Consider the following 14,241-nt stretch of genomic DNA (forward strand, 5'->3'; position numbering starts at 1 on the left):
TTTTTTCTAGTGCTATAACGGTAGCATGCATGGTCAATTTTTGGCACCTCTGGTTGCATAGGTGGAGAAAGTTACCCATGAACAATGATCGTTAGGAGCAAATCGATACGTATGCAGTCTCTTAGTCTTGGTTCGGCAGATGGTTCATGGAAATAAAAATTGTCTTATTTCAATAGCTTGCGAGGCATGCGGGGCGTTTTTTAATATCAGCATCTAGCTGATCAAAGTGTTGCTTTGATCGTGAAAGTTCAAGGCCTGTGATAGTTGAATGCAATAGCTGATGGCGTGATCTCAGAAGGTTTACCTAATAAGCATCTCATGCAATTTTGGTACGTATGTGATCCTCGTTCTATGGTCAAACATCAACAAAATAACGGGGGCAGTATGAGAGTCAATAGAGCTGAATTCGCCTTCCAGAAGCTGGCGGAGGGCCTGGTGCAAAGTCGAGCAACTGATTTTTTCCCCCGCTTCGTAGAGCGCTTAGCGACGATCTTGGAAGTAGATCACGTGCTCATCGCTAGAGTGAAAGAGCCAGGGCAGGCAGAGACCTTGGCGGTTTGGTCGGAAGGTCAGTTGGTGGGCAATATTCAGTACCCGCTGTTGGGTACTCCCTGTGAAACGGTCATTGGCTACAAAGCCTGCATTTATCCTTCCAATGTTCAGGAACTGTTTCCCAAAGATTTGCTTTTGCAAAAGATGGGCGTAGATAGCTACTTAGGACTTCCCTTGCAAGACGCTACGGGACGTTCACTAGGCTTATTAGCCGTTATGAAAGACATACCTATGCAGTTCGAAAAATTTGAAGAGGAAGTTCTGCGCATTGCTGCTCTTCAAATCGAATCAGAAATTGCACGAATTGATGCTGAACAAGCAGCTAAAGCTAGCGAGAAGCGGCTGCTTACACTGCTTGATCATTTGCCTGGTATGGCATATCAGCGTTTAAACAATACTCACTGGTCTATGAAAGTGGCGAGTAACGGTGCGTTAGCATTAACTGGTTACACACCTGATAAGTTAATTGATCAACCTTCTTTTTTTCTTCGTCACATTATTCATGAGAGTGACCGTTTATACGTATTAAATGAAATTCAAAAGTCCATTTTTCAAAACAATTCATACACGCTTGTCTACAGAATTGTAACGGAAAAGAATAAAATACGTTGGGTCCAAGATGCAGGGCAAGTCGTATGTGATAATGACCAGAACGGCATTTTTTTAGAAGGCTTTATTACGGACATCACTGAGCAGCATGAGGCTCAGCGAGTCAAAGATGTAGTTTTTAAAATTGCCTCAACCGTGACCACTCGTCAAGGAGATGGATATTTTCATCAATTATTAAAAAACTTAACACAGCTGTTAGATGCTGATGTAGGGTTTATTGGCGAGTTTGAAGATGCTGATGGTCTGATAGGTGTTGGTGATGAGTTGTTTGAGTCAAATGCTAGAGTAATGAACACTATAAGTGTAGTGGCGGAAGGGGAACCTCTTTTAAGTCGGAGTGCTGTTATAGAAGGAAGTTTTTTTGAAAAAATATTACATGCCAGGGAAGGAGTTGTTAATGCTGGAGCTAATGTAAAGTTTTTAGGAATAGATAGAAAAGTGGATGCATGGATCGGCAGAAGATTGGATAACGCGGAGGGACAACCTATTGGCATAATAGTATTACTTTACTATCAGCCGTTAGAAACTAATTCATTGGCAACATCCGTTTTAAGAATTCTTTCTTCTGGTGCAGCTGCTGAATTGTTGCGTCGCCGTAATCATAAGTATATTCACCAATTAGCGTATGAGGATACAGTAACAGGCCTGCCTAATCGCGTACACTTTATAGAAAAGCTTTCTCTTTTGCTTTCAGAGGCAGCGGAAAAAGAAGCGATGTTAGCGTTGATTTTGCTTGATATCCGCAGGTTTAAAGAAATTAATGATAATCACGGTCATTTCATAGGTGACCAGATTTTGCAATCAGTTGCCAACCGATTACGTTATGTTGTTGAACAAGGAGAAGTCGTCGCAAGGCTCTCTGGAGACGAGTTTGCTGTTCTGCTTCCTTTCACTGAAGCTCAAGTTATCACACTTGCTATTGAACGTTTCTGTGATGCTATTTCTGCTCCGATACACATTGAGCATCGCAGTTTTACATTAAATGTTAGTGTTGGAACCGCCTGCTATCCTCATGATGCTGTCGATTCTGGTGAGTTGTTTCAAGATGCTAGTATTGCTCTTTATCATGCGAAACAGCAAGAAAAAACTGTTTCTATTTATGACCCAGTGATGACATTAGTGCTAAAGCGTCAGCAAGAAATGATTGAGCGTCTTAATGAAGCCATTGAAAATAATAATCTTGAATTATATTATCAGCCACAAGTTGATTTAAAAACGGGCCGTTTGACAGGCGCAGAAGCACTGTGTCGTTGGTTTGATCAAGAGTGGGGGTGGGTTAGCCCTTCAGAGTTTATACCTCTTGCAGAGAAAAGAGGCTTAATTCTTCACCTTGGTGCTTGGGTATTGAAGGAGGCAGGTCATCAATTAACGGAATGGTTAAATAGTGGCTATGCGTTGCCAGGTCGTCTGTCAATCAATATCTCGGCGCAACAATTTACAGATACTGAGCTGCTTAATCACATAAAGCATCTTCTTCAGGGCGTGCGTCCTGAGGCTATTGGTTTGGAGCTTACTGAAAGCGACTTTATGCGCGATCCAGAGCAAACGGTATTGATGACACAAGCACTTCGTGCAATGGGCTATTCGTGCTCTATTGATGACTTTGGTACAGGTTATTCGTCACTATCTTACTTAAGACGCTTTTCTGCTGATACATTAAAAATTGATATTTCGTTTGTTAAGGAAATACTGTCGAATCACCATGACAGGGTGATTGTTCAGACTATTATTGCTATGGCTGACTCGCTTGGTATGTCGACTATCGCTGAGGGCGTTGAGACGAAAGATCAAGCTGAACTGTTAGCAAGTATGGGGTGTCGACAGGGTCAAGGTTATTTTTATAGTCCACCATTACCAGCCAGCAATTTTCTTGAAATGTGGGGAAGGGATATGTCTTTATCAGCTTAATAGTGTCTTTTAAAACGCATCATTACTCAATTTGAGTGGTTGATAATGGAGGGGCTTAATATGACTCGTATTTCAAATATTCCTGCTTCGGTTCTTGCTAAATTGTCCGAAGCATTTTCAGATACGAATCGACTAGAAGAAGTGGCGCGCCCCCTTTTAGATTTAATGGAAGAAGTTACAGGCCTTGAATCAACTTATTTTACGGTTATTGATGAAGTGAAGGGGGTGCAGACAGTTCTTTACGCTAAAAATACTCGTGAGCTTGACATACCAGAAGGGTTAGTCGTTCCTTGGGGAGACACTCTTTGTCAGAGAGCTTTACGTGATGGATGCAACTATACACAAAATGTTTCTGAAGTGTGGGGAGACTCGCTCGCTGCTCAAGAGCTTGGCATATGTACTTATTTAAGTGAGCCTATAAGGCTTGTCAATAATACTTTATATGGAACCTTGTGCGCTGCGAGTAACAGTAAAATCGAAGTGCCTCCCCATGTTCAGCGATATTTGTCTCTTTTCTCGTCTTTGATAGCTCGTTATATTGAAAGCGAAATGCTACTAGATATTCTAGTGAATGAAAATAAATTACTTAAGCAACATGCTTATACAGATCCATTGACTGGAATTCTAAATCGTAGAGCACTTATCAAAGCATTGGATGAAAATCTCTACAGGGTAAATGCTACTTGTCTCGGGTTGCATGTGGCATTTATTGATTTGGATGGCTTTAAGGAAATTAACGATAAGTATGGGCATGATGCTGGTGATCGTTTTCTTATACAGGTGGCAAGCAAACTCGTAAATTTCTGTTTACCTACTGATGTCATTGCTCGTTATGGTGGGGATGAGTTTGTTGTTTTGCGTGCTGCTAGTAGTAGTTCACTGTCTATTTCTGCTGAAGCGTTTCGAAGAGAGTTAGAAAATTTAATAAGTGGAAAATACGAAATATGCGGTTGTTTTATTGAATATGCTGGTGCGAGTGTTGGTATGATTACAACCGAGCCTGGGCAGTTGAATGTTGATGAAGTGCTTCATTTGGCTGATGCGGATATGTATGTGAGAAAGAAGCAAAAAATTTAGTTTTATTATGGCTTGCTGTAATTAGGCGTTGCTCCGTTTTTTCTTTTTGAAACGGTATATCCCCGCACACATCTCTACCCCATAAAACATCCACAAGCAGCTAGTAGGAGGTGTTACCGCAGCGACGTCAAAAGCTAGATTGAGCACGAGCTTGAACCCGATGGACAGGGCAGTCGAAGTCGATTTTTTCCACAAGCAGTCATCATATTAAGACACCCACTGCGATGCAGGGGCATTTGTCGGCGTCAGCCTGATCTTTCGTTTAGTGTTCAGTGCCGGGCGCGTGCTCTGGAGGACAATATGTTGTGCAGAGTTTGAGTTTAAGATTGCCAGAATTGCGGAAGTTATGAAACACACCCGAAGGCACGATACTGACTTCCCGGCATGCACAGGCACCGTGGTCTCACCGATTGTTGCATTACCTTCACCTTCGCCAAAATAAAGCAGTTGACCATGGCCTTGGTGAACTTCCCCACCGATTTCACCGTTGACGGGAATTGCCATCAATGCTAGCTGGGTGTTGTCGCCAGTCCAGATAACGTGACTAAACTCTTAGTTTTCCTTGGCTATCTTCACAATGGGCAGCGTAGTTTTACGCACTTCTTTCATATAGCGATCCTCCAGCTAAGGTGTGAAAGTGCCGAAACACATATTCCATTTTATTCTAAATATATCGCCTTTTTTGATAGGATGCTAAATTGAATAACGTAATTCTTTTATAGGATTGAGGTGGATTATGTCTGTTGAGGTGACTATTTGGATCGTGTTTATTGCCGCGATGATTACTGCTCTTGCAACCGGCTTAGGTGCACTGCCGTTTCTTTTTGTGAGGCAGTTCAGTCCTCGCTGGCTTAGCCTTTTTAACGCGCTTGCCGCCGGGCTAATGCTGGCTGCCAGTCACAGCCTCGTCAGTGAGGGTAGCGGAGATGCCCCTTGGTTAACTTTACTGGGCATGGCGCTAGGGCTATTGCTCGTTGTGGTCTCGGATAAAGTTATTTCCCGCCGAGGCGCGCCTGATGTCAGCGAATTGAGCGGTGTGAATGCACGCAAAGCTCTTCTCATTCTTGGGATTATGACTATTCATTCTTTCGCCGAAGGGATTGGCGTGGGGGTCTCTTACGGCGGCGGGGAATCGCTCGGTATGTTCATTAGCGCCGCGATTGCCATTCACAATATCCCGGAGGGGTTAGCCATCAGCCTTGTTTTAATTCCACGCGGCATGTCGGTTTTAAAAGCAGGAGGTTGGAGTATTTTCACTAGCCTTCCACAGCCGCTGATGGCAGTTCCCTCGTTTTTGTTTGTTACTTGGTTTGCGCCTTTTTTGCCTGTAGGCCTGGGTATTGCCGCTGGTGCTATGATGTGGATGGTGTTTGCTGAATTGCTCCCCGATGCACTTAAAGATGCCTCGCCTGAAGCCGTTGCTACCACCGTTGTGCTTGCTTTTTTTTGCATGTATGCCTTCCAGTACACTATACATTAAAAGGCTATTGTTGGTTTTCCGTGGTTAGCGGTCTGCTTGCCGGTAAGCGTACTTGAGTACAAATAGAACACTTTGATTTGTGGCGAGACATTTTGAGATACATTGATTGAACAGTACTATGATGGTAAGAGCTTTTATATTGTGCAAACCTTCGTGCTGGTTAGGGGTGGTCAGGGCCATATCGTCCGGTATGTTGCAGCGGGGTAGGGACATTACTCGTTGCGCTCAGCAGAAGCAGGAACTCAAATTAGTTGCCAACACAGAGATCCTTGCAATTTGGTTAACCGTATGAGTTTTGATCGCCGCCGAGAAAAAGATAACGCACGCAGTCGGGAATGAAAACGGCCCTTATTATTGATTATGCTTGCTTACGGGCAAGCCAATGATTGCTGTGCCCTGACTAAGTCGCTAAAGAGGCATTGAGTCGATTGGGAGTGCAATGGGGGTCAGCCAGTGCAGAAAAAGCATATCAGTCTGGCCGCACACAAATTCCGGCGCGGGTGATGGTTAAAGTTTAAGGTCCATTTAATCGACAGATTGCCTATGGCAAGCTGAGTATCGAGCAATATTTTTCATAAATATCAAATAGATATTGACGCTACATTCGTCCTGTAAAAAGTCCTAATGCGAAGCAAGTTCGTTGAAAAAGTCTGGGTTGTCTTGAATCGTCGCCAGTACCTTAGCTGCTAGTCCAGTTGATTACGTCGCTTGGTTTCCCAGCTTTTGATGGTGTCCACACTGGTTCCCATCGCTTCGGCAAATAGACGTTTAGCTTGGTGCGGATGGCCTTCACATCGGCCACGTCATGACGTGTTATGCGGCTGGCCTGCGCTTTACCTTGTTTAATCTCAACGGCTTCCTGCAGAGACGATTGCAGCTCGTCAAAAATGCTCATTTGGAAACCTCCCCTTTCAATTGCTAGGTCAGTGTTTTCAGTGCGGCCTTTTCAGCGGGCGTTAAGCTGTCCCTCACGCTCTTGGGGTAGGCCAGTATCAGGTAGATTCTCTCTGCTGTTGCCAAAAAGTTGATAACCCTAGCACCGCCGTTCTTACCTTGGTTGCCCAGCGCCATGTGTATTTGACGAAGCCCTCCAATGCTCTGAATCGACTCACCTCAATAGAGGCTAGGCAACAACTGAGCATTGTAGCGTGTGTAAGCTGTTGTATTTAGCAATGATACTGAAGGCTGAGCCTGCGGCTGGAATTCGATCTGGCTCACCAACGACAGAGTAAGCGGCACGTGCCTTCTTGATGGCTGTAGCGCGTGCCTCTGTTGCATCTTAGCAACCGCTCGTTGAATATGGGTTGCCATTTAAACTCAACATTCAGGGCAAGCGCCATGCGTCTCACCCGGTTTACAGACTACTCTATACGTGTGTTGCTTTATCTTGCCGCGAAAGGTGAGGAACGCTCTACCATCCATGAAATCTCTGATACCTTCAACATTTCACGCAATCACTTGATGAAAGTTGTACAGGAACTTAGCCAAAAGCACTATGTGACTGCTATTCGAGGCAAGCATGGCGGCATTATACTAACCCGTGACCCTGCCACTATTAAGCTAGGTGAGCTAGTGCGCGAGATGGAGCACGACACAGCCTTAGTCGAGTGCTTTCAGGAAGAAAACGGCTGTATCATCACGCCTGCCTGCCGACTGAAACCGATTTTAAACGAAGCGTTGTCCGCTTTTTTTGATGTTCTTAATTGCTACACATTGGCGGATTTACTCGGCGACCGGCACCCCCAATTAGCAAAATTAATGCGTATTCCTGCGATTAGCGCTTAACGCTACCTCCAGTAGTAGCGTTTTTAATGCGTCTCACTTATTCCTACCGTCGGTGCATGCCACCATGAGTGGGTGCTTCTATGTCTTTTTTGTACGCCGGTACCGCAAAGGCGAGCTTCTGGTCTTCCAATTCGGTCTTAACTGACGATTTCGGCATATCCCACCTCTAACACCAGGCTATTACAGGGCGTTGAATCACTGGCTTGCCAACGGGATGGCACTCAAGCAGCGCTCATTCATTAGGTGTTCTATAGATTTGCTCGGCATGTCGTAGCATCTACTGCACGAAACAGAACACGACGCGATGACCGTACCCGAGACCATCTCAATCAAATGTGGTTTAGCTTAAGTAGGGCACCCCCAGGTGGCCTTGCCAACTCGAATCAGCTCCTTCATACGGTGGTCACGTTGGTGGGCGAAAGCCTAGAAACAGAGCTTTCCAGCTATGCTTAGCACTTCATCATCTACGCTTTTGAGCTAACTGAGCGGCTTCACTTATTGGGTTGATCATGACCCACGATGTTGGCGTTATGAGCCTGATTTTGTTATCAGTCAAGGCTGGCGTTGGCTGGCTGGTCTCTGCTGACGGCGTCGGCGATGGAATTCGCTCATGGTGCTTGAGCAGAGGATCAATCGCGATGAAGGGTTGGTTTTTCCATGGCTGGGTATTAAGATGCATTTTAAATGAATCTTAAAGGGCGTCCTAAAAATGAGGTTTTATCCGTGCTAACTTATGCGCAAGAACAAATGATTGAGGCAACCGCTCCCGTTGTCGCTCAACATCTAGATGCTATCACTCAGCGTTTTTATCCGCTGATGTTCTCCCGCTATCCGGAAGTCAAACCGCTTTTCAACGAGGTACACCAACAAAGTGGCGGACAACCTCGTGCGTTAGCCAGCGCAGTGCTGGCGTATGTTCAGTTGCGTCATGAGCCAGCCAAAGCTCGCGCGACACTTGGCGTTGTTGTAAGTAAACATGTTTCGTTAGGAATCCAGCCAGATCAGTACCCCATTGTTGGCGAGTGTTTAATGGCAGCCATTGGTGAGGTGTTAGGTGACGCGGTCACGCCCGCCGTCGCCGATGCATGGAAGGCGCTTTATAACGAATTAGCGGCTCTTTTGATTAACCTTGAGCACAAGCGTTATCTTGAATTTCAGCAGCGTCCAGGTGGATGGAGTGGGACTCGTCGCTTCAAGATTGCAAGTGTCAAACAAGAAAGTGCTCTTATCCGTTCTTTTGTACTAGCACCTGAAGATGGTCAGCCTGTTGCCGACTATGAACCCGGCCAGTACATCGGTGTGCACCTAACCATCAACGGGGAAAGCGTTTACCGACATTACAGCCTTTCTGATCTTCCTAATAACTGCAGCTATAGAATTTCGATTAAGCGCGAAGAGCAGGGGCACGTCAGCCGTCATTTCCATGATGTCATGCAACAAGGCGACATCGTCGAGTTGTTACCTCCGGCAGGGGATCTCACCCTGGTTGAAGGTGAAGAGCCTCTACTGTTTGCCAGTGGTGGCGTCGGCCAAACACCTCTGCTGCCGATGGCAAGCCATGCATTGGCACTGGGACGCGAAGTCATCTATCTGCACGCGGCTCTGGATGCAGATCACGAAGCTTTTAAGAACGAAATAGAGATCCTGAAAGCAAAATACCCACAGCGGTTTAAAGCTATTCGAATTCATGAACGTGGAAATGCAGCTGATCATATTGGCCGTATTGATCGAGCATTGCTGGCCCACTATTTGCCGAAACGTAGTCCACGCTGTTATTTCGTCGGACCGCAAGGGTTTATGACGTCACTCGATATCGCTTTGGCTGAACTAGGTGTAGAGTCAGATCGCCGACATTTTGAACATTTCGGTCCTTCTCGCCCGCTGGGTGTCGCTCAGCCGTAGCGGTGTCAAAGTGCCGCCTCAAGGCGGTGAGATTTATACCTGTTTAGGATTTGATGAACACCTACATGGCGGTTTCTCTTTGTAGGGCAACGGCTGTTTCTTCCATTTCAGACGATGTGCCAGCAAGCTGCTCTGCCAGCAGGTTGATGTCTTGAGCGCCCTGGTGTAATTCGTAAGTTGCTTTATTGATTTGCTCAATACCCTGTGATTGCTCTTGGCTGCTGGCAGCAATATTTCGCACCAGCTGAGCCGTGCGCTCAATCGCGGGAACTAGCTCTTGAATACGCTCGCCAGCCTGTTCAGCCGTTGTGAGAGATTGGGACGATGTATCGCCAATCTCTTGAGCAGCTAGACGGCTGCCTTCAGCTAATTTACGAACCTCTGCAGCGACCACCGCAAAGCCGCGGCCATGCTCACCGGCTCTGGCCGCTTCTACAGAAGCGTTAAGCGCCAGTAGATTAGTTTGAAAGGCGATGTTATCAATGATTTTGACTTTATCCGCGATATCTCGCATTGCCTGTAACGTTTGCGTGACGGCCGCGCTGCCTTGGTTGGCTCCCTCCACTGCCTGATTAGCAACGCGCTCTGTTTCACGTGCATTCTCTGCATTTTGAGATACTGTCGTGCTTAGTTCTTCAAGCGAAGACGTGGTTTGCTCAATGTTTGTGGCTTGTTGCGCTGTAGAGGAAGACAGTTTTTCCGAAGCTGACGACACCCGGCCTGATAGGCCCGCAATACTCTCGATAGCGTGTTCCACTTCGCCCAACAGCGCTGCGCGCTGATGCTTTAATTCGAACGCCATTTGGTCGCTCTGTGCTAAGGCCTCCTGCGAGCGGATATACTCGCCAGCCATTAGGTTGGCCAACACAACAAGCACAGCCGCTTCAAAGGCCAGGTATCCGCCGTGCACGAGCACCATAGTGAGGCTGGCTTCAGGCATTAAGTAAACGCCTGTATTCATGGTCTGGAGCACGTGAAACCCAAGGTGGTGCACTACTGCAATTGCTGCGGCCACCACGATAACGCGCCAATCTCTGTAGTAGAGCAGGATGGCAAGCAGTACAAACAGGCCAAAGTGCGCTTCAACGAGGCCATGAGTCTGATGAATATGCAGCCCCGTCATCACCATAAAGGCAGCACCCATATACAATCGCGTGAGCAGCGCTGCTCCCTGGGTATAGGTCAAGTAACCGCCCAACAGTACCGTGGGCAGGCTGATGATGGCGGCTTCGAGCCATGTGCCATACCAGCCTGCAAGCGCAAACGCGAGCAGGCCCTGGGTGATGAGTATCTTAAACATCAACCGGCTGGCATCGTCCCACTGGTCGTGAAAAATGTCTTGCTCAAGCGTGTTCAGCTGCATTGCTTCCTCATTTCTATCGAAAGATAGCGTTGTTATCGGTGCGGTCATTAGGAGCGTGGTGCCGGCCAGTCACAGTAGCAGCCAAAGGCAGACAAATTCAGCCACGGCGCTACTTCGCCAGGCGCGACTACGTCATTAAGAATAAGCTCAACAGGTGTGCTGTCACCGCTGGCACAAAATGCACCATCGCTATATGGCCCGAAGTAAACCAGCGTGCTTCGAGCGTCAAAGACAGCCGCCGACGGCGTGCTTAGTCCTTCTAGCTGCTCAACCACCACGGCACTTGATGCCTCAGGAAACGTGGCTAACGCTTGATTAACTAAGCTTTTCTTGGGCACTGCTACGACAAACTCAATACCTTGCCCTGCGTAAGCCTGCATGATGTCTTCAATGTGCGCTTGGCTAAAGCGACTGCAGCGACAGTCAGGATTCCAGAAGTTCACAAGCCGCCCTGTGGCATTTTTCGGCAGGGGAGATATGCTGATCCCAGCGCTGGCCACTTCTTCTGGAAAGCGAGCCAACACCTCATCATCGGCAAATATACGGAGGTCTTGATAGGCAAATAGCCAGAAAGCGATTGCGATCAATACGCCCCAGCACACCACTAAACTCTTGCCTACTGTTTGAGGCCGCATTAAAGTCTCCGTTTCATATCTCAAATTATGCTAAATATAAAACTAAAAAAAATTACTGGGAAGCGCTATGCCGCGTGCGCAGTAATAGAGGCAATGCTCTTGAACACCAACGGCGCTAACAGGGTCAGTTGGCCAACATGCTGGGTAAGATTTCACACCGAGTGGAGATTGAAAAACGCCCCGCTGAAGTGGAAAAGCTGCGCCATATCGTCATTGGGAGGACAATGTGGTACACAAAAGTCACAAAGAATCCGGCCTAGTGACCTTTGTCGAAAGACTTGATTGCGCCTTTATTTCTCATGATTTTGTGTGGTTCTGATAACAAGGTTACAAATGCTACCGAGCTGCAAAAGCTGATACATTTATTTTTTTCTACTGTGGTCCGGGGTGCAAAGCATGGAAGGCTATTCAGCAAACCGTCCTAGGTTCAAACATCGCGCTGTTAACCAGTTGCTTGGTTTACTTATAGTGGCGCTGTTTATGTTTAGCCCTATTCGCAATGCTTATGGAGCTGCACAGTCCCAGCAGTTGACACTGGGAGTATTCGCTTACCGTCCTAATGCCGTCATGGAGGCGGCATGGCAGCCTCTCGCCAATTACTTAAGCGAGCACTTGGACGGACTTGACGTCACGCTGCGGGTGCTGCCGCAGCCCGAGATGCAGGCTGCCCTTGCCGCTGGCGAGTTGGACCTGATCTTCACCAACCCCGCCCACTATATTGATCTTCGCACCCATAACGAGTTCACCGGCGCTCTAGCAACCCTAGTGACGCTACAGAGCGGCCAGCCCAGCGCCGAGCTGGGGGGCGTCGTAATCAGACGCGGAAATGCGGATGGCCCCAATAGCCTCGAAGAACTCCCTGGTACCTCTATTGCCGTGGTTGGTCGGCAGTTTTTGGGTGGCTTTGCCGTTCAAGCTGGCGAACTTCAGAGCCTGGGTATCAGCCTAGATGAACTGAATATCTTGGAAGTTGGTGATAATCACGATGCCGTGATCGATGCGGTTCGGGCGGAGGTAGCCGATGCTGGCTTCATTCGAACGGGAGTGCTGGAAGCCAAGCTGCGTGATGGCACGCTTATGCCCGATGAGCTAAAGGTCGTCTCCCCAAAGGCCCAGGCTGACTTCTCGTTTGCGGTAACCACTTCTCTTTATCCAGAGTGGGCCTTTGTCGCCCGTCGATCACTTTCACACGATATTAGCAAGCGTATCGCCGCATTACTGTTTGATCTTTCCTCTGAACATCCGGCAGCTCGCGCTGCAGGTATCCACGGCTTCACTATTCCTGCCGATTACGCGCCCGTCGAGGAGCTAATGGTTAACCTGCGTATGCCACCCTTCGACGAGGCCCCGGCCTTTGCGTGGTCTGATGTCTGGGAGCGTTACCGTGCCACCATCATTCCCATGGGCCTACTGGCGAGCAGCGTTATGGTGTTGCTCATCCTGCTTGGGTTGGACTATCGCCGTCAGCGACGGCTGCGTGACAATGCTCAGGAGCTTTCCAAGCGGCTTCAGTGGATCATCGAGGGAACCCGAGCGGGGACTTGGGAGTGGAACGTGCTAACCGGCGAGTACCGCTGCAACCAGCGTTGGGCGGAGATACTCGGCTACTCTCTTGCAGAGCTTGAACCCCTAAGCAGAGAGGTGTATCGATCTCTCATGCATCCGGAGGATGCACCGCGTGTTAACGACGCACTTGAGCGCCATCTGAGCGGAGAAACGCCCTACCATGCCTGTGAACTGCGTATGCGTCATCGCGATGGTCATTGGGTGTGGATCTATGACCGCGGGCAGCTTAAAACCCGAACGCCTAAGGGCGCCCCCGAATGGGTAGTAGGGACTCATATCGATGTCTCTGACTCACACCTCCTGGGCGACGCTCAGCAAATGTGGATTAAGCGGTTTAAGGAGTTTTCTGACAACGTACCCGGTGTGCTTTACCAGTACCACCTGCGCCCTGATGGAACCTCACACTTCCCCTTTGCGTCGCCGCGCTTGCTCAACCTCTATGGCTGTCATCCAGCCGATGTCGAGCAAGATGCGACAGCAGTCTTCGAGGTTATTCACCCCGATGACAGAGCAGAGATCAAGCGCAGTATTCAAGCGTCTGCGGAAATGCTGACGCCTTGGCGAGCCAATTACCGGGTGAACCATCCATCCGTGGGGTTGATTTGGGTGGAGGGTAGTGCCACTCCTTCGCGACAGGAGGATGGAGGTACGCTCTGGCACGGCTATATCCGTGATATCACGACCCTTAAGCAACATGAACAAGAGTTAGAGTTCATCGCTTATTACGATCTGTTGACCGGGATTCCTAATCGCCGCCTGCTGAGCAGCCGCCTAACCCAGGCTATCGCTCATGCCATTCGCAGTGGTGAGTCGCTGGCTGTCTGCATGCTGGACCTGTACAACTTCAAACCTATCAATGACACCTACGGTCATGAGGCTGGTGACCAAGTGCTGATTGAAGTCGCCCGTCGACTTAGCGCTCTGCTGCGAACTGAGGACAGCGTGGCGCGCCTGGGAGGAGATGAGTTTGTGTTACTACTGCGTAACCCCGAGGGAGAGGGCGTATTTCAGCGGGTGCTGGACGATTTGCGTGTCCCCATCAGCCTGAATACCACCATCGATGTCAGCGTCTCCGGCAGTCTCGGGGTGGCGATGCTAGATCATGCGGCGCCCTGCGATGGCGACCAGCTCATGCGGCTGGCCGACCAAGCCGCCTACCGAGCAAAGTCAGCTGGCCGTGATCGCTACCAGATCGTGACTGCCAGCGCGGAAAAGCTAAGCACCTGAACCAGTCTCCATGTGGATGGAGTTATCCATTCTTACCTCTGATAATAAATACTGAATTGCATCCAATAATAAATACTTAGTGGTTGGTAAATGGTGCTAGCATTCAGTGAGAGCTATCTGCCTTTATTGCCCATATT

Annotated in this window: 9 protein-coding genes; 6 read left to right on the top strand and 3 right to left on the bottom strand. The window is 48.3% G+C overall.

The window, feature by feature from the left end; translation table 11 throughout:
- The first annotated feature begins 264 nt into the window (after positions 1 to 264).
- From FRH_RS09085 to FRH_RS09095, 3 genes are all read left to right on the top strand, one after another.
- The gene (locus tag FRH_RS09085) at positions 265 to 3,069 is read left to right on the top strand and encodes an EAL domain-containing protein (protein ID WP_281998121.1); all 2,805 of its coding nucleotides are present in this window, start codon (positions 265 to 267) and stop codon (positions 3,067 to 3,069) included.
- Positions 3,070 to 3,129: 60 nt separating this feature from the next.
- Positions 3,130 to 4,146: a sensor domain-containing diguanylate cyclase gene (locus tag FRH_RS09090; RefSeq protein WP_281998122.1), complete on the top strand. Its 1,017-nt coding sequence runs from the start codon at positions 3,130 to 3,132 to the stop codon at positions 4,144 to 4,146.
- Between the two features lie 736 nt (positions 4,147 to 4,882).
- Positions 4,883 to 5,626: a ZIP family metal transporter gene (locus FRH_RS09095; protein WP_281998123.1), complete on the top strand. Its 744-nt coding sequence runs from the start codon at positions 4,883 to 4,885 to the stop codon at positions 5,624 to 5,626.
- 679 nt (positions 5,627 to 6,305) lie between these two features.
- On the opposite strand, the gene nadS is transcribed toward FRH_RS09095, so the two are convergent.
- On the bottom strand, positions 6,306 to 6,521 hold the full coding sequence (nadS, locus tag FRH_RS09100) for a NadS family protein (RefSeq protein ID WP_281998124.1): 216 nt from the start codon (positions 6,519 to 6,521) through the stop codon (positions 6,306 to 6,308).
- Positions 6,522 to 6,964: 443 nt separating this feature from the next.
- Here nadS and FRH_RS09105 point away from each other — a divergent pair, with 443 nt between their 5' ends.
- Positions 6,965 to 7,411, top strand: a complete 447-nt coding sequence (locus FRH_RS09105) for an Rrf2 family transcriptional regulator (protein WP_281998125.1) — start codon at positions 6,965 to 6,967, stop codon at positions 7,409 to 7,411.
- A gap of 723 nt (positions 7,412 to 8,134) precedes the next feature.
- Positions 8,135 to 9,313 carry a globin domain-containing protein gene (locus FRH_RS09110; RefSeq protein ID WP_281998156.1) on the top strand — a complete coding sequence of 393 codons (1,179 nt, stop codon included), beginning with the start codon at positions 8,135 to 8,137 and terminating at the stop codon, positions 9,311 to 9,313.
- Positions 9,314 to 9,374: 61 nt separating this feature from the next.
- Here the strand turns inward: FRH_RS09110 and FRH_RS09115 are convergent, their stop codons facing one another.
- Positions 9,375 to 10,676 (bottom strand): methyl-accepting chemotaxis protein, encoded by a 1,302-nt coding sequence (locus tag FRH_RS09115; RefSeq protein WP_281998126.1) that lies wholly within the window; start codon positions 10,674 to 10,676, stop codon positions 9,375 to 9,377.
- A gap of 47 nt (positions 10,677 to 10,723) precedes the next feature.
- Positions 10,724 to 11,311, bottom strand: a complete 588-nt coding sequence (locus FRH_RS09120; RefSeq protein WP_281998127.1) for a DUF6436 domain-containing protein — start codon at positions 11,309 to 11,311, stop codon at positions 10,724 to 10,726.
- 480 nt (positions 11,312 to 11,791) lie between these two features.
- On the opposite strand from FRH_RS09120, the gene FRH_RS09125 reads away from it, so the two are divergent.
- Positions 11,792 to 14,104, top strand: coding sequence for a diguanylate cyclase (locus FRH_RS09125; protein ID WP_281998128.1), 2,313 nt, complete (start codon positions 11,792 to 11,794; stop codon positions 14,102 to 14,104).
- Positions 14,105 to 14,241: the final 137 nt, after the last annotated feature.

The organism is Halomonas sp. A020 (assembly GCF_027943625.1).
GTDB lineage: Bacteria > Pseudomonadota > Gammaproteobacteria > Pseudomonadales > Halomonadaceae > Vreelandella > Vreelandella piezotolerans.